The 23,257-nt window shown below is 50.5% G+C and carries 21 protein-coding genes and 1 pseudogene; 5 read left to right on the plus strand and 17 right to left on the minus strand.

From position 1 onward, the window contains the following. A pseudogene (locus Q0294_RS06215) lies at nucleotides 1–622 on the plus strand (dehydrogenase); the annotation flags it as partial. A gap of 241 nt (nucleotides 623–863) precedes the next feature. Beyond that, nucleotides 864–2,396, plus strand: a complete 1,533-nt coding sequence (locus Q0294_RS06220; RefSeq protein WP_299462000.1) for a hypothetical protein — start codon at nucleotides 864–866, stop codon at nucleotides 2,394–2,396. Nucleotide 2,397: 1 nt separating this feature from the next. On the opposite strand, the gene Q0294_RS06225 is transcribed toward Q0294_RS06220, so the two are convergent. Beyond that, entirely contained in the window at nucleotides 2,398–2,547 is a 150-nt protein-coding gene (locus Q0294_RS06225) for a hypothetical protein (protein WP_299462002.1), read from the minus strand. 394 nt (nucleotides 2,548–2,941) lie between these two features. Here Q0294_RS06225 and Q0294_RS06230 point away from each other — a divergent pair, with 394 nt between their 5' ends. From Q0294_RS06230 to Q0294_RS06240, 3 genes are all read left to right on the plus strand, one after another. After that, nucleotides 2,942–3,799 (plus strand): ion transporter, encoded by an 858-nt coding sequence (locus Q0294_RS06230; protein ID WP_299462004.1) that lies wholly within the window; start codon nucleotides 2,942–2,944, stop codon nucleotides 3,797–3,799. Between the two features lie 160 nt (nucleotides 3,800–3,959). After that, nucleotides 3,960–5,117: a VWA domain-containing protein gene (locus Q0294_RS06235; protein WP_299462005.1), complete on the plus strand. Its 1,158-nt coding sequence runs from the start codon at nucleotides 3,960–3,962 to the stop codon at nucleotides 5,115–5,117. Between the two features lie 69 nt (nucleotides 5,118–5,186). Further along, nucleotides 5,187–7,445: a VIT and VWA domain-containing protein gene (locus Q0294_RS06240; RefSeq protein WP_299462006.1), complete on the plus strand. Its 2,259-nt coding sequence runs from the start codon at nucleotides 5,187–5,189 to the stop codon at nucleotides 7,443–7,445. Nucleotides 7,446–7,458: 13 nt separating this feature from the next. On the opposite strand, the gene Q0294_RS06245 is transcribed toward Q0294_RS06240, so the two are convergent. From Q0294_RS06245 to Q0294_RS06320, 16 genes are all read right to left on the minus strand, one after another. Next, entirely contained in the window at nucleotides 7,459–8,826 is a 1,368-nt protein-coding gene (locus Q0294_RS06245) for an MFS transporter (RefSeq protein WP_299462009.1), read from the minus strand. A gap of 248 nt (nucleotides 8,827–9,074) precedes the next feature. After that, complete coding sequence (locus tag Q0294_RS06250) at nucleotides 9,075–9,971, minus strand: hypothetical protein (RefSeq protein ID WP_299462012.1); 897 nt, start codon at nucleotides 9,969–9,971, stop codon at nucleotides 9,075–9,077. Next, nucleotides 9,971–10,831 (minus strand): hypothetical protein, encoded by an 861-nt coding sequence (locus tag Q0294_RS06255; protein ID WP_299462015.1) that lies wholly within the window; start codon nucleotides 10,829–10,831, stop codon nucleotides 9,971–9,973. The genes Q0294_RS06250 and Q0294_RS06255 overlap by 1 nt, the downstream gene beginning before the upstream one ends. A 3-nt stretch (nucleotides 10,832–10,834) precedes the next feature. Next, nucleotides 10,835–11,563 carry a hypothetical protein gene (locus Q0294_RS06260; protein ID WP_299462018.1) on the minus strand — a complete coding sequence of 243 codons (729 nt, stop codon included), beginning with the start codon at nucleotides 11,561–11,563 and terminating at the stop codon, nucleotides 10,835–10,837. A gap of 2 nt (nucleotides 11,564–11,565) precedes the next feature. Then, on the minus strand, nucleotides 11,566–12,822 hold the full coding sequence (locus tag Q0294_RS06265) for a DUF6754 domain-containing protein (protein WP_299462021.1): 1,257 nt from the start codon (nucleotides 12,820–12,822) through the stop codon (nucleotides 11,566–11,568). A 5-nt stretch (nucleotides 12,823–12,827) separates the two neighbouring features. Then, complete coding sequence (locus Q0294_RS06270) at nucleotides 12,828–13,964, minus strand: hypothetical protein (protein ID WP_299462024.1); 1,137 nt, start codon at nucleotides 13,962–13,964, stop codon at nucleotides 12,828–12,830. Nucleotides 13,965–13,977: 13 nt separating this feature from the next. Next, entirely contained in the window at nucleotides 13,978–15,828 is a 1,851-nt protein-coding gene (locus tag Q0294_RS06275; protein ID WP_299462027.1) for a glutamate mutase L, read from the minus strand. Between the two features lie 67 nt (nucleotides 15,829–15,895). Continuing rightward, complete coding sequence (locus Q0294_RS06280) at nucleotides 15,896–16,288, minus strand: hypothetical protein (RefSeq protein ID WP_299462030.1); 393 nt, start codon at nucleotides 16,286–16,288, stop codon at nucleotides 15,896–15,898. A gap of 316 nt (nucleotides 16,289–16,604) precedes the next feature. Further along, nucleotides 16,605–17,378: a TatD family hydrolase gene (locus Q0294_RS06285; protein ID WP_299462033.1), complete on the minus strand. Its 774-nt coding sequence runs from the start codon at nucleotides 17,376–17,378 to the stop codon at nucleotides 16,605–16,607. Nucleotides 17,379–17,393: 15 nt separating this feature from the next. Then, a complete protein-coding gene (locus Q0294_RS06290; RefSeq protein WP_299462036.1) occupies nucleotides 17,394–17,876 on the minus strand; it encodes a biopolymer transporter ExbD in 483 nt (160 codons plus the stop codon). 12 nt (nucleotides 17,877–17,888) lie between these two features. Beyond that, nucleotides 17,889–18,305, minus strand: coding sequence for a biopolymer transporter ExbD (locus Q0294_RS06295; RefSeq protein ID WP_299462038.1), 417 nt, complete (start codon nucleotides 18,303–18,305; stop codon nucleotides 17,889–17,891). Beyond that, nucleotides 18,302–19,165, minus strand: a complete 864-nt coding sequence (locus tag Q0294_RS06300; RefSeq protein ID WP_299462040.1) for a MotA/TolQ/ExbB proton channel family protein — start codon at nucleotides 19,163–19,165, stop codon at nucleotides 18,302–18,304. Before Q0294_RS06300 ends, Q0294_RS06295 begins: the two co-directional genes overlap by 4 nt. Before the next feature lie 34 nt (nucleotides 19,166–19,199). Then, a complete protein-coding gene (locus tag Q0294_RS06305) occupies nucleotides 19,200–20,258 on the minus strand; it encodes a hypothetical protein (protein WP_299462043.1) in 1,059 nt (352 codons plus the stop codon). A 27-nt stretch (nucleotides 20,259–20,285) separates the two neighbouring features. Beyond that, nucleotides 20,286–20,849, minus strand: coding sequence for a signal peptidase II (lspA, locus tag Q0294_RS06310; protein WP_299462046.1), 564 nt, complete (start codon nucleotides 20,847–20,849; stop codon nucleotides 20,286–20,288). Nucleotides 20,850–20,915: 66 nt separating this feature from the next. Further along, nucleotides 20,916–21,929, minus strand: coding sequence for a hypothetical protein (locus tag Q0294_RS06315; protein WP_299462051.1), 1,014 nt, complete (start codon nucleotides 21,927–21,929; stop codon nucleotides 20,916–20,918). Between the two features lie 189 nt (nucleotides 21,930–22,118). Continuing rightward, nucleotides 22,119–23,093, minus strand: coding sequence for a hypothetical protein (locus tag Q0294_RS06320; protein ID WP_299462054.1), 975 nt, complete (start codon nucleotides 23,091–23,093; stop codon nucleotides 22,119–22,121). Between the last annotated feature and the right edge of the window lie 164 nt (nucleotides 23,094–23,257).

Raw genomic sequence — 23,257 nt, forward strand, 5'->3', positions numbered from 1 at the left:
GCGCAACTGGTACTACTTCAACTGGCTGTGCGGCGACCATATCAACGAGCAGCACATTCACAATATCGATGTCTGCAACTGGTTAAAGGAAGATTATCCAGTCAAAGCATCCGGCATGGGCGGACGTCAGGTTCGTACCGACAAAAAGTATGGCGAAATCTACGACCACTTTGCAGTCGAATTCGAATACGCCGACGGCACCCGGATGTATAGCCAGTGTCGTCACATCCGCAACTGCTGGAACAGTGTGACCGAACATGCCCAGGGCAGCAAAGGAACTTGTGATATCAGCGGTGCTAAATATGCAACTACCGGTGGTTTCAAATGGAAATACGACGGACCGAAAGCCAACCCTTATCAGGTTGAGCACGATGACCTGTTTGCAGCAATTCGTACGGGAACACCATACAGTGAAGCGGAAAATGGTGCCAAGTCGACCATGACATCCATCCTCGGTCGTCTGGCAACTTACAGTGGTAAAGTTGTCACCTGGGATGAAGCAATGGCGTCGAATGTCGATTTGATGCCGAAAGAATTCTCCTGGGAAGCAACTCCCGTCACAGTCCCCGATGAAAACGGTTTCTACCCGATTCCAACACCGGGCGTGACGAACGTTCTCTAAAATCTGTAAAACGCTTCAATCCAAAGCCGATTCGTTCATCACGAGCGAATCGGCTTTTTTGATTTGCAACCGGGATTTGAATTCGCTTTTCGCTCCGCATTCGATGGCTTCGGCAAGCCGTTTCACTGATCGTATCTCAAACTGCCCGCGTGAAAGTTTCATAGCAGACTTTGCGGATGCATTTTTACTTCGGATTTGGTATCGTAAAAGTCTCGCTTTTCGCCTTCCAGGAGCCCGCATTATGTCTGCCTGTTTGATTCGGTTTTCACTCTTGTTTTCACTCTTGTTATTTTACGTGCATCCTGTATTTGCGGAACCTCCGCTCCGTATTGGTGATCGACGGGAATTGTTTGTCGATAACGCCCTGGTAGACAGGCTGTCAGGAGAATCCGACATTCACCTGCAGCATCCCATGCCTCGTGAAGTCGTCTTCAAGTTTGACCAGCCCTGGGAAGGCAGTAGTTCCGGTTATCACACGATTTTTCAGGATGGTGACCTGTATCGGCTCTATTATCGCGGTTCCCATATTATCGTTTCAGAAGGTCGGCTTAACACGAGCAGCCACAAACAATTTTATTGTTACGCGGAAAGCAAAGACGGCATTCATTGGTCCCGCCCTGAACTTGGTATTGTCGAATTCAACGGTTCGAAGAAAAACAACATTATTCTGGAAGGACGGGGCACACATAATTTTGCGCCCTTCAAAGATGAAAACCCGAACTGCAAACCGGAAGCAAAATTTAAGGCCTTAGCAGGTAGTCAGAGTGAAGGCGGTCTCTTCGCGTTTCAGTCGGCTGATGGGATTCACTGGAAGTTGATGTCGGAAAAACCAGTGATTACCAAAGGCGCCTTCGATTCACAAAATCTGGCGTTTTGGGACTCTGATCAAAAGACCTACCGAACTTATTACCGCGTCTTTTCTGGAGGGGTTACAACTTCCAAAATCTGGAAACCAGAGGGGAATCGTGCGATCCAGACGGCGACCTCTGATGATTTTCTAAACTGGAAGAATGTCGCTGATCTGATTTACGAAGATTCTCCCGACGAACAACTCTATACAAATCAGGTGAAAGCCTACTATCGAGCACCACATCTCCGTATCGGGTTTCCTGCCCGCTATATTGAGCGAGGCTGGTCTGAATCCATGAAAGCGCTTCCCGATCCCGAGCGTCGCAAGCTGCGGGCATCTTCGGTTGAACGTTATGGGACCGCGATCAGTGAAGGGCTGCTCATGGCCAGTCGGGATGGTGTGCATTTTAAACGCTGGAATGAAGCCTTTCTGCGCCCCGGCATCGAACGTCCCGGCACCTGGCAGTACGGGCATCAGTTTATTGCCGAACATGTCGTCGAGACGAAATCGGCGTTACCCGGTGCGCCTGACGAATTGTCGATCTACGCAGCCGAAGATTACTGGCACGGAAAAGGGGGGGCACTCAGGCGGTATACACTCCGTCTGGATGGGTTTACTTCGGTTCACGCTTCGATGAAGGGGGGAGAACTCATCACACATCCGCTCATCTTTGAGGGAGCAAAATTATCCGTCAACTTTGCGACTTCTGCTGCCGGCAGTATGCGTGTTGAAATGCAGACAGCCGAGGGGCAGCCGATTCAGGGCTTTACGCTTGATGAGTGTGCAGACCTGTTTGGCGACACGATTGACCGCACGGTGACCTGGAATCAAAAAGCGGATGTCAGCACCCTGCAAGGCAAACCGGTTCGTCTGCGCATACAACTCAAAGACGCCGACCTGTATTCATTTCAGTTTCAGAAGTGACTCAGATCAGTCCTTTTAACTCACCCGTACTGTCGCCGAATTGATCTGCTTTTATGCCCATCCGGTTCAGCATCGAAACATAGAGGTTACACAACGGCGTATCCTTGGGAGCCGTCAGGCGACGATTGGGGCGGATCGTGACACTTCGCACAATACATGATCAGGACTGGGCGAACTGATTTTTCAAAATAGTCTGTCGATTCCGCCTCTACTGCAACGACACGATTCATCAGCAGGAGGGGAATCTGACAGCAGAAGACGATACACATATCCAGACCTGTTTCAGGCTGGGAAGTCGTTTCTTGCAAAGGCAGGCTGCGGGAGATTTCTCCCGGAATGAGCAGTCAATAATGCTACATCGAAAAAGCGGAAGTGAAAAGCATTGATCCGGCAACTGATCATTTACGTATAGCATAGTTGAAACGCAGGTTGTGTAGAAACGACTTGTGCAGCGAGTCAGGTTGACCTCAAAACGGATTTTCGCACATAATCCCCTGTCTGAGATGCAAATCGCTTTTAGCAATCAAGTCATTGAAAGTTCTCTTATGTCTGAAACGAATGCTGCTCAAGAGAAAAAACCGCTTGCCTGGCGCGAACGGTTGTATGAGATCATCTTCGAAGCAGATACACCCGCTGGAAAAACGTTTGATGTGCTCTTGCTGATTGCGATTCTGCTCAGCATACTTGTGATCATGCTGGAAAGTGTCAAATCGTATGATCTCCACTTCGGAAAAGAATTCACCATCGCGGAATGGTTTTTCACGATTCTGTTTACGATCGAATATGCAGCGCGCATTCTTTGTGCCCGTCGACCACTGCGTTATGTTTTCAGTTTCTATGGGGTGGTGGACCTGCTTTCGATTTTGCCCACGTATCTGATATTTTTGGATTCAGATGAAATCCAGCGTTTGGGCGTGATTCGTGCGCTGCGTCTGTTACGTGCGTTTCGAATTTTCAAACTGGGACACATGCTGTCAGGAGCCGCTGAATTACGAGCGGCCATCTGGGCGACGCGTTCGAAAATTACGGTTTTTCTGGCCACTGTTGTGATTGCCGTGGTGATTGAAGGTGCCGCTCTGAACTTAATTGAAGGCTCTGATAATCCGGGCTTCAGTTCCATTCCTCAAAGTATGTATTGGGCCATCGTTACAATGACCACCGTCGGTTATGGTGACGTCACACCGGTTACCCCTTTGGGAAAATGCTTTGCGGCAGTGATCATGATCCTGGGGTATAGTCTGATTATCGTCCCCACGGGTATCGTGACGGCAGAATTGTCGCATATCTATTCGAGCGAAAAACTGGGCGGTTCACATCTAACGACTCAGGTCTGTCCTGAGTGTATGAGAGAAGGCCACGATCCGGATGCCACATTCTGTAAGTTTTGTGGATCGCGTCTTTAGTCGAAAACTGGTCATTCAAACTCAATCGTTTCAAAAGAAGTTCCCGAAATCAATCAGATTTCGGGAACTTCTTTTTTGCGCACCCCGTCCAACAGGCGGTGTATCGGAATGATGCACTTCATTTCTACGAAAGTCCGGTTCTTAACCAGGAGTTGTTTCCATGCGCAAACTGTTTCATTTTACGGCGTTAATCCTGCTTTCGTTTGGCCTGTTCCTGCAGCCGAGTCTGGCAGAGGACAAAATACAGTCATCAGAAAAGTCACCACCAGTAATCGAATTAGCCATTCTCCTCGATACCAGTGGCAGTATGCAGGGATTGATAAATCAGGCACGCACGCAGCTCTGGACCATCGTGAACGAGTTAGCCACCGCGAAACAGAATGGGCAGGTGCCTGTGATGAAAGTTGCGCTGTATGAATACGGGAAAAGCAGTCTGCCTGCCAGTGAGGGTTATCTGCGTCAAATCATGCCGCTGACAGAAAATCTGGATCAGCTTTCAGAAGAGTTATTTGCATTAAAGACCAACGGCGGTGAAGAATATTGCGGTCAAGTCATTCAGGCAGCCATGAACGGATTGAAGTGGAGTGATGGCAGTGACTGTTTGAAAATGATTTTTATCGCCGGCAATGAAGGATTCGACCAGGGAAAAGTAGACTTTAAAATAGTATGTCCGGCTGCGATCCAAAAAGGGATTACCGTCAATACCATCTTCTGTGGACCCGAACAAACGGGAATCCAGACAGGTTGGAAAGAAGGCGCTTTATTAGCAGACGGTTCGTATTTGAGTATCAATCAGGGGCTGGAAATTGTTACTCCCTTAACACCCTATGATCAGAAACTGAATGAGTTGAGTCGGGGGATCAACAAAACCTATCTCTTTTATGGGACAGAGAAAGAGCAGGTACAGGCCAGCAGCAGTCAGTCAGCTGCCGACTCCCTCTCGTCAGAAGCAGCGCCCGCGTCCGGAGCAGAACGTGCTGCATTTAAAGGCTCAGGCCGGTATCGCGCCAAAGGAGATTTAGTCGAAGCCATTGCCGGAAAAAAAATGAAACTTGAGGAACTGAAAGCAGAAGAACTTCCGCCCGAACTGCAAAAACTCTCGCAAGCCGAGCAGGCTGCTTATATCGAGAAACTGCAGAAAGAACGAACCGAAATTCAATTTCAAATTCAGGACCTTACCAAAAAACGAAATCTGTTTCTGGCGGAAGAAATGAAGAAACAGAAAAACGAGGCAAAAGTCAACACGTTTGATAAGGCTGTCATCAAAGTTTTGAGATCGCAGGCACAGAAAAAGAATTTTCAATTCGAGGCAGAGTGAGATCGTGATCGAAGCACGAGATGACGTTTTATTTCAAGCCCACGCGAATGCCAGCAGAGGAGTCATGTTATGTCAGGTTATCAACGCCTGTGGGGAATCGCCTGTGCTGCCCTCATGCTGATCAGTGCAGGGGCTACGACAAAAGCCTGTTTCATGCGGGCCTCTCAACCGGTGCAGGTCTGGCTCGATCATATCAACGTTGATATTAAAGATCAGATCGCCGTAAAAACTTACCACTGCGCCTTCAGGAATCCCAATGGCAGAGCCATCGTAGGTGGCACCTGTTACATGGAACTCGAGCCGGGAACCCAGGTCAATCAGATGTCCGTACTGGTTGACGGTAAGGAAATGCAGGCGGAAATACTGGATGTTGAAAAAGCGAATCAGGTGTTTCAGGAGATCGTCCAAAAAGGGGGCTCGCCTGCGTTACTGGAATATTACGGCAATCAGCTGATACAAACAAAAATTCCGCGGGTGGAAGCAGGCAAAACCGTCATGGTGAAACTCACCTACACCACGGTTTTGAAAAAACACGGCAATCTGATTCGATTGCAGATGCTCAATACGAATCCCAAAGCGTTAATGCAACCACTCAAAGAAGCTTCGGTCACCGTCAATATTCGCAGCGCGGAACCGATCAAGAATATTTACAGTCCGACCCACGAAGTGAAACTGGTGGAGAAAAAAGACTGGGACATTTCTGTCGAATGGAAACAGAAAAATTATCTGCCGAAACATCCCTTTGTGCTCTATTATCAGACTTCACCCGATAAAGTCGGCGCCAGCCTGATTGCCCACCGGGAATCAGGTGAAGCCGGTTATTTCATGCTGATGCTCTCCCCGACACAAGGGCAGGGGATCGGTAAACTGACCGCAGAACAGATCCTGCCCAAAGACGTCGTTTTCTGCGTGGATACTTCCGGTTCTATGCTGGAACATCAGAAAATGACGCAGGCCCGCGACGCATTAAAGTATTGTGTGAACCATCTCCGCCCCGGAGATCGGTTTAATATTATCGATTTCAGTACCAGAGCAAGACACTTCAATCAACGCGGGCTGATTGACTTTAACGAAGAATCAAAACAGAACGCGCTGTCGTATGCCGAAGCAATGACTGCGCGTGGTGGAACCGCCATCGAAGAGGCGTTGCTGCTTTCTTTGAAACATCTTCAGACGGGGGACTCATCAGCCAGACCGCGATTGAAGATGATGGTCTTCTCCACAGATGGTTTGCCCACCATTGGCGAACGTGATACGCAAAAACTTCTCAAAACAATCTCGCAACAGAATACGGAAAACGTCAGACTGTTTGTGTTCGGTGAAGGTTACGATGTGAATACAAGATTACTCGATTTTCTGGCCCTCGATCATCGTGGAGAAGCAGACAATATCTTGCCTGAAGAAGATCTGACCAGAAAAATCAGCCAGTTCTTCGACCGCGTGGGCAGTCCTGTGATGACGGATGTCTCGCTTGAGTTCGATGCCGCGGGGGTGACCGACGTTTATCCGCGTCAGGTCAAAGATATCTTCCAAGGTGAGCAGTTATTGGTTTATGGTCGTTACACGGGTTCAGGTCCGAAAACGATTCAAGTCACCGGCACAATCAACGGCGGCAAAATATCACAGACTTATCAGTTGGACTTTACCCAAGAATCAGCCAATGATCAGAACAGTTTTGTACCCCGACTCTGGGCAGGACAAAAAGTCGATTTTCTGCTCGAACAAATTCGCAACAGCGGGCAGGAAAAACCAGATCAGGAACTCATGAATGAAATCACCTTGCTTGCGAAACAGCATGGCATTGTGACACCCTATACGAGTTTTCTGATGGCCGATGACGCGGTTTCCGGAAACACTCCGATGCCTTTGCTGGGAGTGCACAGAGAAAAACTGGAACAGAATCTCCAGAAAGAATTAGCATATGACGGGTTTCGACGTCAGGCCAGTGAGAGTGACCGTCAGGAACAGGTTCTCGATGCGCAAAGTTCGAACCGGGATCGTTACGCCGCTGGGAAAAGTGGAAATGCCGCCCGTTATTACGAACAGGCAGAACGCGAAATGAAGAAGTTGAACAAAAACGGTTCCGCGTTACAGTCCATTCGTTATATTGGCAATCGAACGTTTTATAAATCGCAGGGCGATTTCTGGAATGAAAGTCTTTATGATCCACACCAGCATCAAGACCTCAAAAACATCGAGGTCGGTTCGGATGAGTATTTTGAATTACTGAAGCAGGATCAGCGGTTAGCCAAATATCTGGCACTGGGAAATGTGATTCTGCAGATTGATCAACGCTGGTATCAGATTACAGAAAAGTCCCGGTCGTAGTGTGTCCTGTGAATTAAACGGCGGGCTCCGATTCCGTCTCTGGCTGATCTTTAAACAGTTGAGGCGGGTGGGCAGACCAGACGGCGGCTGCTGCGACGAGTGGCATGGCTGTGAACAGGTACAAGACCGGGTTATATGATCCGAAATAATCGATCGACATCGCGACCGGTAAGGGGCCGAGCGCCGAGGCCAGAATCATCATCGACCAGGCAACGCCGCGGACAGCACCCTGATTCATGCGGCCGTAATAGTTGATCCAGACCACTGTCGCGGTGCTGCGAAAAATACTGCCTGTGGTTCCCAGTAAAAAAGTATAAACCACCACCATCCAGATTGCAGGCATCGTCAGGACGATCAAATTCGCCAGCGATAAGCAGAGCATCGAGAAACACAGGATATAGCGGCTGGGAAGCCGGTCTGTGACCCAGCCCGCCGGAAACATCAAGACGGTCGCACAGATCGCCTGAAACGACATCATTCTGATGGCCCAGTTTTCGGGAACACCATGACTGCCCAGTAAGGAAATCTGGTGAAAGACAAGACCGGTGCCTACCAGAGCATGCGTGGTGATGACGGATAACAGTTTCCAGAACGTGGGGTCGCGCAGCACTTGCCGGACCGTCCAGGATTCAATCGTAGGTATGAGCAAAGGCCGTTTTTGTTTCTTGCCGGACATGACAGGTTCGGTTTCAGGCACCGGCTCCAGTGCCGGGTCGATCCCATCCGGGTGCAGTCCCAGATCTTCGGGACGGTTTCGGACGAGTAAGATACCCGGCAGAATCAGGCAAACGGCAACGGTCACCGCATGGAAGACCCAGCCTGTTTTCCAGCCGTATTGAGTAATCAGCCAGCTATTGATCAGAGGCACGGTCATTACCGAAAATGCACTTCCAAAACCAGCAAGGGCTGTCGCGCGTCCGCGTTTTTTTTCAAACCATTCTCCTACCATCCAGACGGAGATAAGAGTGAGGGCTCCCTGTCCCAGGCTGCGGACTAAACTGAATCCGATATACAGCCCCGTGAGCGTGTGAATCTGGGACATGAAAAAACAGGCCAGCGTCAGGCCGATTGCCACGATGGGTAGAACGATTCGTGCGCCCCAGTAATCAAGCAACCTGCCCACAAATGGTAACAGGCAGGCACTGACAATCGTGGCAAAACTATAGGCTAAAGAGTACTGCGTTTCTGTTAAGCCGAGCGAGAGCCGCATCGGGTCTTTGAAAACGGCGACCGAAAATGACTGCCCGGGAGCCGATAAGTACTGTGCCATCGCGGCAATTCCCAGTATCGTCCAACCGGGAAAATATTTAGAGACGGGGGGAGAATTCTCTTCGTGATGATTTTTCAATTCCGCGTCAGCACAGGAAGGCTGCGAATTCATTACTGTTGTTTTCTTACCTGGAATTATTGAGCAGTCAACACAGGGTGCGCGACCGGCGGGCTGCGTTCAAATATAGCAGATATGGAAACGGACGCGTAGCGTATAAAGCAGGTTGGTTTGCATAAAATCATTTTCTTCACATATTTCTCTTTGAAATACATGAGTAGCTTTATCATTTAGCAGTCAATAGACTTAGGAAGTGATCGCGAGCTAAAATGACTGGCAGGACTCTTTCATAAACGGATCGATCAGATTCCCAGCCAGTTATTAAACAGAAAATCGAGTCGCCCGCTGAGCAGCGCAATTCGCCCCATCACGGTGTAGGCAAAACTGGCGCCGAAGGTGACCATCAGAAACCAGATGCCCAGCCTGGAAATATATTTGACGATGCCTTCATGTTCGATCGAGAAAAAGAAATAGACCATGCAGGAGAGCACACCCACAATCACGATCGTATTTCGCAATGACTTGATCCAGAGCAGAGAACCATCCGCCGAGAAGACGATGAACGGCATGATTGTGCTTTGAAGTTGTCCGATAAAGTCTGTTTCCAGATAACTGATTAGCCGAATGCCGGCAGTCGCGCCGATAAAGAACGCCAGAGGCCAGCGGGCGATCCAGTTTCCTTTCGGAGCCAGACGCCATAACAGCAAGACACTCAGAACGAGTGGAATCAGATAGAGCCAGTTCGGTTGGGTACTGCTTTCCATGTCGGGAAAGAAACTGATGCGGGCCAGGCCGGGTAAGAGTTTGGCATACAGGTTGGTCACAATCTCTGTCCAGAACGCGACCACCATCGCGTAAGCGGCAGACACTCCCACAAACACGGATTCCGTAAATTTATAAAGTGGGTTATCACCATACAGGAATGAAAATATTGCCAGCGTACAGAAGGCTGCCACCCATAATCCAAGGGTCCGCGAGAAACTCAAGCTGATACCTGGGTTGCCTTTTTCGATTGCAGGAACCTGTTGGTAGGTGGACCAGTGGTAGGTTTGCTCTGGGGAAGTTTTCGATGAAGATTTCGCTTCCACGGGAACGGTGCGAACATAAACTTCGCCTTTGCCCCTGAATACTTGAACGGATACCAGGCCCAATCCACCGAGTACCATCAGTAAAGTCCAGATGATTGTTGACTGTTTCATTAAGCCGTTCCCTGCTTTCGTTCCCAGAAATAGATCACATTACCTAAAGCAATCAGCCCGATCAGCAGTACATGAGCCACCAATTGAGGCCCCATGCGTATCAGTCCTTCTTTTGCTTTTGGATTTTCTGCCAGTTGAGGATAGTGGTTGATAATGGCCTGTTCGTATTCCGCTGCCCCTTTAATCGCGGCCAACATGCCTGTTAGTTGATCAGGTATATAAGGCAACATGATAGGTGCCTGGACTCCAGTGCAACCGACGACCGTCGGAATATCAAAGGGAGAGGAACCGTAGAGCACCCATTCCTGAGATCCGGGATAGCCGGCACTCACGTTGCATAACAGATCAACTTGTTGAATGTTCTTGAGATTTTTCGTGAGCGGGATGTTATCGAGATTCGTTCCATGAATATCAGCCGAATATGACTTTTTCAAATCTTCCACAACCAGTTTAATCACCCCTTCGTTGCCAGCACGGAAACCCAGGTTGACATATTTGGTTCCATATTTCCCTTTATATGTTTTGGGGTATTCCTCATTCAGGATATCAATCGAACTCTGAATCATGGGAATGCCCTGCGGCCAGAGTGTCATGAAATAGATATTGTGTTTTTTCAGGGCACAGTGTCGCGTGAATGCCGAAGCCATCGGTTGCAGTTCTCCCGCACTGGCAGGATCATAGTCCAAAGCCATGACGATATTAGAACCATCGGGCAGATTATCCACGGCATCGAAGACGGCTATTACCTCGCCGGAGGGCGTTTCAGGAAACGTGGTTCCCATAATGAGCGGCACCGCGACCGCAACAAACATCAGTAAAAAGATCCATCGACGATCCAGATTTTGCAGTATTTTCAGCATCCTTTAGGCCTCCTGATCTGAGCCAAGGTATGAACGGTCGACGCCTAATAAGACTTTCAGCGAAGTCGAGGCCACCCCGAGTGCAATCCCGATTTTGATTGCCCGCATCCCGGGGGTTGTGAAGTCTTCCATGATAATTTGTGTTAAGTGATCTAATTTAAAGTCGCTATAGGTAATGCCGTTTTCTCCAAATATTGGTTCGTTGGAGAATCCTCCGGTTAACCATTCGCTGGCATAGGTTCTTCCCAGCAAAACAATGACAGCGATGATCAGTAGAATGGTGGCTTCTGTATTCTTCGCACGGAAGGCACGAAAGGCGGCTGAAGAAATATAAAACGCCAGCAAAGCAAACATGGTTGCCGAGAGGGGAGTAAAGATATACTCAAAGAACCACCAGAAGACGCTGCCCTCTTCGAGGTAATCCCCCGACCAGGCGAATTCAGGAAAATTGACATTCGGATGCACGCCGACTTTTGCCAGGCCGACGAACAAGGTGATGAAAAACGCAATTAAAGTCACGGCTGAATATCCCCAGCCCGGTTGCTGCGCCGAAATTTTCTGCAATTGCATTTTCAGCAGGTTTCCGCCACCAAGCACGAACGCAAACGCGGCCAGCAGATTGAACCAGGCCATCGCGTCGTTGCCCCAGTCCACAAATTTGGGAATGAACGCGGTGGCGATCAGGACAAATCCCGTCACAGCCGAGATAAACAGAGGGATCGTTCGCTTCATTATTAAAAACCTCCCTTACCGAGGATATTCTCTTTAATATAAGTCTGGGCCGAATGCAGAAAGCTCTGGCTTTTTTCTGCTTGCTTCTCTCCCCGCGTTTCAAATGCGGATAACGTCATGATCAGGCATCCGACCAGCAGTAAGATGCCGCCAATCAGTTTACCGAAGTCCTGTCCCTTCAGGCTGCCTAACTGCTGGGGTTCTCCGGAAAGGTATGCGGAAGCGGCGAAGAACTCTTCTCCAATCAAAGTAAAATCGCAGGCCGCCACAAAGAACGGGAGCTGTGTCGGCATCGCTGTTCCCGCGACCTGGATCGCACCGACCGAGTTGCCAGTCTCTGCCAGAATTAATGATTCGGCGTAAAATGCGCCCATGTAAAAACAGGCCGCCGGTTTGTCGCGCACCATTTTTCCCGTCACGCTGGCCACGTAACCAAACTGTTCGTCAGTAATATAGTAGATATCGTCTTCGTTATATTCATCGGGGCGACCCGCGGCGAGATAGGCGGCTTCGACCGTGTCGCGGGCCGTCGTCATCACCAGAGAGCGTGACGTGGGAACTTCCAGCTTGGCACGATAATCGGCGGTTGTTTTCGCGACCTGTGCCAGAATGGTGATCCCGGCAACGGTCTGAATATCGTTGATATCTTGAATGCCAGGGATGAATAAACAGGAACGTCCCATTTCGGTGGCCCGTCCGACGGCGTCTTTGATGGCTTCCAGACCGGCGATTTTGCGAATTTTGAGCGTTTTCCCTCTGCGGGCCATTTCGATGAATACGATCACCGAACCGCAGATCAAAAACACGAAGACCGCAAACCAGCTGCGTTGCAGATTGAACCACTGCAGTGACGCAATAACGGGTTCACTGATTACAACCGGCGTCGAGGTCAGACTTTCCTGGCCGACCGCTTCGATACGATACAGATAGGGGATACCGGTTTTGCAGTTTGAATCTCGAAACGTATTGACCCGATAAGTCGGCTCGCCGATATTTTCGTATGTGGGATCTTTATGATCAGCTTCTTTGCGGGAGATTACATAACGTAAAACTTTGCGTGGTTTTGTGTTTTCCTCGTCATCCGGAGAGAGTGTCCAGAACAGATCGATGGCCGTTCCCGCGTCGCCGGGAACATCTTCGGCTCTGAAATCCGTTGGCGGCGCTGGTGGTTCTGCTGCTGCGACCAGAGCCACGCCCGAAGTCACTATCAGGAGCGGAATCATCAGTCGTTTGATTACGAGATTGATCCATTTAAACATGACGATTATCCTTCGATGAGTTCCACATTGGCGCGGGGAACAATCACTTTATTTCCTGTATGCAGAATGACTTCCAGTACCCGTGATTCGGAACCCGATTCCAGGGTCCGCAGTTCGGTAGGCATCTCTCCCACTTCTCCGAGCAAGCCAAAATATGGGTCCCGAATAATTCGGACCGCCACTCCAGTTTCCAGAATACCCGGCGCTGCCGCTTGTTTTGCACCGGTGTCAGCAACAGATTTTGTATGTTTGTCAAGTGGTATGACCATCTCGGGACGCATGACCCCCGCGCGAATTTGTGTTGTCCCGTTGACGGCGGCTTCGGCGCCTTCACGATCTTTGAGAAGATTGAAGGTCCTATCCGCCATCGCAATGTCACCGAAACCTTCTGTGATGATCAGGGTAGTGCCGATGTGTTCGGACCCGGTAACAGCTACTCCCAGATCGTAGCCGAGAATTTCTTTCAGATCTTCATCATCCATCCCGCCGGACACAATGGCCGCCACACCGATCTCGATTCCCCGTTGGACGGCTTCGCCTGTCATCCGGGCACCGCCAATGACAATTTTTCCCCGCATCGATTCGTCCAGCAGTGAAGCTTCTAAAGGCTGTTCTTTGTTTTGACAGGCAAATGTGATCGTGCCATATGCTTCACCGCCGATACCCAGAATTCCCTGCAGAAAACTCACCTCCGACTCGATCACCACGCCTTGCTGCGGAATGACTTCTTTGATGGTGCCCGCCTGATACGCGCGCACCTGGATCGGCAGGGGAGCGCCCCGCAGGATCACCTGACCGGTGACATGCGAGATCGATTCAATCGTGCCGGAAGATTTGGCGGTCATTTCCGCTTTAAAGAATCCGAAAATACCTTTGCTGCGCGCGAGGAGATCTCCTGCGTGAATTTCATCTCCTACCGAAACGAGCATGCTGCCTGGGACTTCAGAGGGGGCGATGGAAATCTGATTCGCGACATTAATGGGAGTCACATCGCCGGGCATGAAGGTCTGGGCCACGATTTGTTGCGGTGTGACATGATCGCCGACTTTGACCAGGACATCACCCGGAATGGGCAGGATCCGCCGGCTGGAATGCAGCACGCGCTGTCTGATTTGTAATCCTGGTGAATATGCCTTAGCCATGACTGTCAATTCTTTATGAGCTGTGTTGTGTTTGCATCGCATGAATTTCAGGGAATAATTGCAATTCCTGCACCCAGCCGGTCAACTGGTCCAGATGCTGTTTTTCGTCGGCTGGTACAATCAAGGGCCTGCCGCGCGCGTCGAGAATCAGGCCCACCGTACCCCCACGCACTTCGAATTCCATTCGTTTACCGGAGCCGGCACCAAAGTCATAACCGCGTTTCGGCTCAACCGTGATCGTGGCCCGGTCATCATAAGCCAGCGGAAACAGTTTCATCTCACCACATTCCATCGTGCCGGATTCATTGAGCGTTTTTCCTTGAATCTGATACTGAAAGCAGGTTTTTCCGGAACGATATAAGCCGCGCGGTGCGACACAGGTTCCCAGATAGATCAGGCAGTCCCGCTCAAAAACCTGTAACGCGGCACGGGGATGTACCTGCGCCAGCACGCCGAGATGGGGCATCATGAAAATACTGTCTTTGGCCAGTACGGTCATACCCTCAGGCTCGAAGGCGTCAATCATCATCGATGCGGTCTGATTCATATTCGGAGCGTGAGATAATACGCCTCCCGAACCGACCAGCAGATTCAGTTTCATATTATCCACAATCGATAGGCCGCTGGTGATCTGGCTGAACGTGTCGCCAACCGTTCTTTGCTGCTGCACTCCTTTGAGTGTTGTGGCGAATTCTTTGTGCTGGATGTATGCCAACCGCAGTGCTTCGCGGGCCACCGCCTGTTCGAAAACCAGCGCTTCTCTGGTCTGGGGAATCGTCGTCGGGCGGATCATTTTGTTTTTGATATGGTTCTGCAGTTCCCGCGGGTCCATATCCAGATGCACCCAGCGTAAGATCATCGGCAGCGTCGCCGAAGCGCACACGTTGGAGATGGAATAACTCATGCCCAGATTGGCGCTCACGGTTCGGTTAAATGTGCCATCGAAGACACTGAAGACGTCTGTCGTGGCGCCGCCGATATCGACGCCTAGCGCGTTGATGCCCTGTCGTTCGGCGATTGTCTGCAGAATGTTTCCGACGGCTCCGGGAGTAGGCATGATCGGGGCATCGGCCCAGGAGATCAGTTTGTTGTAACCGGGGGCATGTGCCATCACATGCTCCAGGAACAGATCGTGAATCGCATCGCGGGCGGGAGCCAGGTTTTCGCGTTCCAGCACCGGGCGGACATTCGCCACGGTCGTGAGTTTTACGTCGTCATCAAAGGCTGCTTCAACCAGTTCTTTCGCTTCCTGATTGCCGGCGTAGATGATCGGCATCTTATAGGTGCCACCAAACCGGGGCTGCGGTTTGGCCGGAGCGATCAATTCGGCCAGTTCGACAACGTGTTTTTGAGTCCCCCCGTCCGTGCCGCCGGCGAGCAGGATCATATCGGGCCGCAATTCCCGGATGCGTTGAATCTGTTCGTGTGGCAGGCGTTTGTCGTTAGAGCAGATCGTATCCATCACAATCGCACCGGCGCCTAATGCGGCACGTTTGGCGCTGGCAGCCGACATCTCTCGTACGACTCCCGCGACCATCATTTGCAGTCCGCCGCCGGCGCTGGATGTCGAAATATAAATGTCGCAGCCGGTATCACCGTTCGCGGGCCGGATGATTTCTCCGTTTTCATCGATGAGTTTTCGACCTGCCAACTCGCCGACTTCGGTCACCGCATTCACAACACCGACCGTCACATCGGCGGCTGGTTCTTCGACGGTCGTTGGGGCTTCGCCTCGATAGGTCTGGCGGTATTCCCCATTTATTTTCTCGATCAAAATGGCTTTGGTCGTTGTACTACCACAATCGGTGGCCAGGATCACATTGATTTGATCGGGGTCAAGTTGTTTTGTCGTTGTGGAGTTCATATTCTGATTCGCCATCCGTGTAAATATGAAAGCAGATCGGGCCTGGATCGGATTGTTTTAACTGTTGTCAGGAACCATCCCTGTTGACTGTTTCTGAACGAGCCGGGTCTGGGTTTTGATCGGGGGACGCACTCTGTTTGTTTGAGGGAGACGCACTTAGTGTTTCCAGACGTTGACACAGCCATTCGATCGAGCCCCGTTTTTCCAGAAAATCAGCGAAAATCGTTTGCGATTTCGGATCAACCAGGAAGGATAGAAACGGAGAGAAAAAGTGAATGGCCTGCGCGCCGATATAATTCAAAGGGCGGCAGGTCTCTAAGGAGAGAATCGCCAGCGTGACCATATCCCGCCGAATGATTTCCCGGCAGATGCGGTCGGCAATCTCCTGCTGCTCTGTCGTGGGAGCAAAATCTTCAGGGCGTTCTACCGCGAAGGCATGCGCAAGCCACTGTTTGATCATGACCATCCTAGCCTGTGTCCAAGTTTATTGTAGCATCCCCAATGCCATTCGGTTCGCGTAACTTAGCATGGGAGACACCAGGGTTAAATGGGACGCGCTCTCGTAATACCTGCTGTGAGTTCAAATGACGCAAGTTATTTCTATTACTGCACTAAAGTGTAACAATAACAGGATTAGATAAAAATGAAAGTATCCACTTCGAAGAAATGCAGATTCTGAAAGAATCTGCGGAGGGCGCGCCAGGACGGGAGCCGGTGATGATTGCGGGAACCCGGGCAGGAAGTCGGTACGAAAGTCGAACGCGCGGGTCAAGCGTTTAACCGATCTTGAACAGCGTTTTGGCGTTGGCCGTTGTGATGTCGGCCATTTCTTCCGGCGTTTTCTGATGGAGTTCTGCCAGACAGGCGCAGGTGTGTTTGACAAACGCGGGTTCATTGCGTTTGCCCCGCATGGGAACCGGAGCCAGATAAGGCGCATCGGTCTCAACCAGCAGACGATCTAAGGGAATCTGACGTGCGGTCTCTCGTAGCTCGTCATTTTTCTTGAAGGTCAACATGCCGGCAAAAGAGATGTGGAGCCCCAGTGCAAGGCAGGCGGCTGCCGTTTCCGGGCTGCCGCAAAATGAGTGCATGATTCCTTTCAGAGGGCCGCCTTGCGCTTCCTGCTGTAATAACTGGACGACATCTGCTTCGGCTTCGCGGCAGTGCACAACAAAAGGCAGATCCAGTTTTCGGGAGAGTTGAATGTGTCTGCTGAAATACTCACGTTGCAAATCGATGGGGGCATAATCCCAGTAGCGATCCAGTCCCGTCTCGCCGATCCCGACTACTTTGGGAGCGGTGGAAAGTGTTTCAATCAGCTCCCAGTCACCGGGTTTCAATTGCGCGACATAGTTGGGTTGAATGCCGACAACGGCATAAACGTTGGGAAAAGTGGCTGCGAGATCAACGGCGCGCTGACTGCTTTCGGCAGTAATGCCGATGGTCAAAATCGTTTCGACGCCCGCGTCAATCGCACGTTGTACGGTTTCAGTCTGGTCTGGATGAAAGGCTTCTTCATCAAGGTGGGCATGGGTATCAAATAATTTCATCGTGAATGAATGATTTCAGTTTTGAGACGTTTCAGATTTCTTTTTCGGAGCAATCTTGTTCACGTCGGTGGCAAAATGAATGGAATTGAAGCCGGCGGCCAGGCTGATATCGTAGGTGCGAATCATGTCACCCAGAGGCACATCTTCTTCGATATCCAGTATTACGGGGATCTCCGGGGCCAGTTCAGCCAGTGCGATCAAAGTCTGTTTCAATTGATCAAAGCGAGCATACTCGCGCTCATTCAATTCTACAATGGTCTGATTGTTCTGCCGTTTGAGTTTTAACCAGACTTCCCCCAGCGGCTTCTCCTGTGGGACTGTTTCCGTCGATTCAATACTCCCGGTTGCCAGTTCAGTCGGCAAGAGAAATTCCCGAATCTGGTTCGCCGAAGCACTGATAAAAAAGATCAGCAGCAGAAACACAACATCGATCATCGGCGTCATGGTGGCCTGATCCTGTATGTCGTGTCGCGTATTATGGTGTGAAGGGATTTTCATTTCGGAGCAGGCTTACTCGTTCAGAACGGCAAATTGAACATGGGAAATACCGGCGCGGGCACAGCTGATGAGCACACGCTCTACAAGCCGATAAGGAATCCGTTGATCGCCGCGAATGCGTACTTCGGTTTCTTTCCGTTTGGAGTCATCGATGGACATTAGTGTGGCGTCCAGTTCGTCCGGCTGGATTTCTTTGCCGCGCAGATACAGCTTTTCGTCTGAAGTAATCGTAACGATCAGCCGCCGGGGCGGTTCTTCCGACTCACTTTTGTTTTGCGAAGCCAGGGGAAGTTCGACTGCTTCCAGTTTTTCGTTCTGCGTCAAATGCGTCGCTGCGAGAAAGAACACAATCAGCAGAAAGACAATATCGATCAGCGGCGTAATGTTAAAGCGGATTCCCTGCTGGCGGGGGCGCGTGGGAATTCTCATGGTTCCTGTCCTCCCGGAGGTTGAGCCGGACGCGTAGCCTGCTGGTTCGCAATGCGCTGGGCGAGTTCCTCTTCCGGGCGTTTACGAACCGGCTTTCCCGTTTGTTTAACGGGCGGGGGGACCGACCGCTTAAAGTCGGCAAAGACATGCTCCGCTATTAACGAAGATTGTGCGACGAGTTCGTCGATTCGATTTCGAAAGAAGGCAAAACTGGCGAGTGCGGGAACGGTCACGCTCAAGCCGAAGAGCGTGGTAATCAATGCTTTTGAAATTCCCGGAGCCAGCTCAGCGACGTCCGGATTCGCTTTCGCAGTAAATTCGGAGAAGGCCAGAATCATCCCCCAGACTGTGCCCAGCAAACCGAGCATCGGCGAAAGGGTTCCGATGACCGAGAGATATTCAATTTTTCGGTTCAAACGAGCTGACTGCTGCATGGCGGCGTCTTCCATGGCTTTTTCAACGGCGCCGTAACCCATCTGAACTTCTGCCAGTCCAGCCGAGAGCACGTAGGACAAAAAACTGGGTTTGGACTTACAGACGGAGTCGGCACTGCGATATTGCTGCTGGACAATGAGCGAGTGAACTTCCTCAGCCAGCCCGGGGGGCATGAGGGCAGAGCTGCGGATGCTGATGATGTGTTCGACAATCAGCGCAACCATCGCCACGCTCAGAACGGCAATAATAATTCCAATGGCACCGGCATCATCAACCAGTTGGCGAAAATCAATTTTTGCAGACCCCGCACCGTCAGTCTCAGCAGAATCACCGGCGGCCAGACAAAGCAGCGGTGTCGTCAGAAAGACGCCGAAGATGACCAGACCGATCCAGACGTTTTTTAACAGTGGTTTACTTCGATCCATCAAATTATTCTTTTCCAGAATTGTTTTATTCAAATCAATTGGGTTGAGTAGCCGGTTTTGGATTTAAGCCATCGGGTTTCAGTAACTGATCAATCATCTGCTGCGCGATTTGCCGGGAAGGGGAGTCTGGGTAGCGGGCCACTGATTCCTGATAGAGGCGAAGGGCATTCGTTGACTGGCCTAATGCCAGCAGTGAATCCGCCGCTTTCAGGTTCGCCAGAGCCGAAAGTTGCGGATTGGAATCGTAGGCCAGAGGAACCCAGAGGAACGAAGCGGCTGCCTGGCCGTGTCGTTCCAGCATGGCATAACCTGTACCCAGCAGGAAATAAGGCCCCGCGCGTAAGTGCTCCGGAACCTGATTCAGATTCCGTTCCCAACGCTGAAGTTCCAGATGGCTCAGGTCTCCGGCCCTTAAACGGATTCGCCAGAGTTGTGCGCGTGCCAGTTGCTGGATATTTATATTTGTGCTCGTTGCCAGAGATCGCAGAGCGGCTTCCGCCTGCGCCTGATAATCGGGAGCCGTCAGCAGAATACTGGCACCGATCAGTTGATTGACTTCGTTTTTTTCGGTCAACCACCCCCGCGCTGCACTGCGCGCGGGAGAAATTGATTCCTGAATCGTCCAGTCCAGAGGAATGAGTTCGAAATGGCGGGAGTCCGGTTCGTTTTCGACCATCACCTGAAAGCGGAGTGCCGCTTTCAGGATATCCCCCTGGCTCAGAGCGGCTTTAATCATCGAGGCCAGAATTTCACGGCGGACCCACGACCTGTTTTCGAAATTCAAGGCTTCGCTGAATGAAGCAATGGCTTTGTCAAATTGACCTGCCTGCAGTTGTTTCAGCCCTTCCTGTTGTTGTTCGGTTTGAGGAGTATGAACTTTGACAATCTGCGAACTGGGATAAGTGCGCACCGAACCACTGGGGAGCAGTTTGACTTTGATTTCCGTATTTGTGAAATTCAGGATCGTACAGGGCAGGGTAGCTTGACCGACATGATGATCGGGGCGAACTTCAATCTTGTCCTGCGCGCAGGCAGGGGCTCCCTTCAGCAGGAGGAAAACGGTGATCATGATGGCCAGAGAAAACGTTCGCATTTTATCTTTCGAAATCAGACGGTTCGATTACTCCGCTGTAGAAGGGGTGACTGGTTCCGCGGAACTGGATTCGACTGATTGTACCTGCGGTTTTTGTTCGTTTGTGAAAAACCAGGAGAGCAGCATCAACAGGGCGCCGCCGGTAATTGCCATGTCAGCCACATTGAAAATACCGGTTCGCAAAGGGCCAAAGCCGATATTGAGAAAATCGATCACAATCCCGTTCAAAAAGACACGGTCGATTAAATTACCAATGCCGCCTGCCAGCAGTAGAGACAGGGCGATGAATTGAACCAGAGGCATCTGCCAGCGAAAGACCAGCATCCCCGTGACGATGATTAAAAACGCAGCATTGGCGACGACCAGCATGAAAAACCGGATCGGTTTCGACAGATGACTGCCGACACTCAGGAAGGCACCTGTATTTTCTGCGTATTCCATTCTGAATGTATTATTGAAATAGGTGATGGGCGGCTCAAATTTGAGTTTTTCGACGGCAATCTTTTTGGTGTACTGATCACAGCCGACGCAAAACAGCAGACAGGCTAATAACAGCGTATAGCGAGTTGCTTTGGATACCGTCGAGGACATTAATCATAGACTTTCTGAGATGGTTGAGAGTGATGCTGAGTCCAGTTGAGATGCTCAGTAAAAAATTTAACGATTGATGATAAACTTGCGGACATTATAGTAGCGGTAACTGCCATGATTTTGACGCGCAAGTTTGTCGAGTGAATTTCCTTCTTTAACCGGGAAGCCTTCTCCAAATTCGATACAGTGAATTTTAGCCTTACCGCCATTTAAAACGCGAATTTCATTCAGGTCCGCGCCGGATAACTGGGGATGCTTGGCATCAGTCAGAAAGAATATGACATCCGGATGAAAACTTAAAGCTCTCTTGAGAGCAGGGATATGATCTGTGCCCCCGTCCGGTTCGACACTCTGAATGAACTGGCGGGCCAGAGTCCGGTTGATATCGGTGGCGTACAGCATTTCTGCCGGTTTGCCCCGATGCTGCATGGCCCGCGTGCTGGTATTGTAAAAAATGATTTGAAACTGCTGGTGGTGTGTTAAACCTTCCAGACTGGCGATCAGTTCCGAGCGGGCTTTTCGGATCGGGGCTCCTTGCGGCGCGGCCATACTGCCCGAACAGTCGAGAACAAATACAAATCGCTTACCGGAATCAACGGCATCGAAAAAGTTGACGTTGCCTGTTCCCATCACAGGAGGCGCAAGAGCCGTGCTGGGGGACATCAGCAAATCGTTCGTGGGTCTGTTGGGGGTACTGGGGGTCTGGCTTGGCCCGGCACCAAGCAGTTTCGAATTCAATTCCGGCAGCAGAGGTTCGACGGGAGGCTGGTCAAGTACCTCTTTGATCTGGTCCTGCGATTGAAGAGACTGTTGATTTTGAGTGGTTTCTTGGGTTTCCTGCTCCGACTCATCGTTTTTTTCTGCATCGGTCGACTGTTTGACGTAAATGCCCACGCTCCGCAATTTACCTGCTTCGCCCCCTGTCTGACCACTATCGCAACGATTAAGACTGGTAATGAGTACAAACAAAATCAGAGAGTGAATGGCGAGAGAGGCAGCCCAACTGGGAACCACCAGCAGTGGAGAATTCTTCTGCCACTGTGGAGTCTGGTGATCCAGTTCTGTAAATACTGCGGGCATTGGAAAAGTCCATTCAGGGTGTTTCAACACAGAAACGTTGCGAATTGATAAGGAAGTCTTAAGTCATTATATTTAAGTGTTTTATGTGAAATGTGTGCATCCGGGAAGAATTGCTTTTTCCCGCACAGAGTTGTCTGGCAGTCCTGCCTGCCAGAAATCGAATTTCGTCTTTCATCCCTTATTACGTATTTATTGCGTCAATTGTTTAAGATATTGATTCGTGATATCGGCCGGAAAGACCCCGTCAGGGGGTTCATAGGCAAATTCGGCTTTGTTTATGGGGGCATTCAGAGTTACTTTGGTAAAGTTAAGAGTCACCATGCTTTCCAGCGTATCCTTGTTTTTTTTCAGGTAGACAATTCTTCGTGGAAAAAGCGTTTCCGGATCGAGGTAAATTCTTACGGCCTCCGGAACATAAGCGGGAAGCTGAGCGACGCCGTTGGGGTCTCCCCCCTTAAATTGATTCAGAAATTCGTCTTTCCAGGTCCCGTTTAAGACCGTCAATGTTTTGCCGTTGACGGTTCTTTCAGACACACTCTCAAATTTCATATTCTTTTCGATGGCCGCCAATAATCCGGGAAGCCCCCCCAGACCCAGCTCTGCCACCAGCATATTCGGGGCTGATTTCGGGTTCAATTCGGCTTGTTTCAAGATCGCCTGCACGTCGCGTCGGGTAACGCGCGAGGTGCCTTTGATCGTGTGTTCTGTCCAGAGTACCTGTCCATCGCAGATTTCCAGCAGTGTCCCGACTGGCTCGCTATTTTTTTTCTGGCTCTGGACCTGAAATTCCAGTCGCAGTTTCAGATCATTCCCCTGAAGATAGCTGCCGCTGATGACAAACGGCTTGGGGCCGATCTCTACTTTTTCTGTGATCTGCGCCCGGATCGAACTGTAGGTTAACAGCTTTTCACGCGATTTTTTGAGCAATGAAATCGCCTGAGCCGGATTATTTTTCAAATTTATTTCAGGCCCATCGGCTGACTTTTCAGAGTCCGGGGGCTGTGGTTCCTGCCCGGCCCAGGCCAGCAGGCGTTGGGGAACGCTTGTTGTATCTTTATTGCCAGACTTGTCTTGCGAAAAATTGGCCCAGGAGGAAATGGAAAAAAAGTCATTCAAGCCTGCCACAAGCAGGAGACCAACAGCGAGAGTTAAAATGCGTAACATGATCTAATTGTTCGGAAAAAAACGAATTTACCAAAGAATCGGACCACAATAGTCCGAAAACAGATATATGAGGCCATCAGTGTGCCTCTAGTTGGCTGGAGTATTTCAGTCAGCAGACCGTTAAGCACAATGTCACATCGTGGAAATATGGGTCTCACTGCATT

The organism is uncultured Gimesia sp. (genome assembly GCF_937919775.1).
Lineage (GTDB): Bacteria > Planctomycetota > Planctomycetia > Planctomycetales > Planctomycetaceae > Gimesia.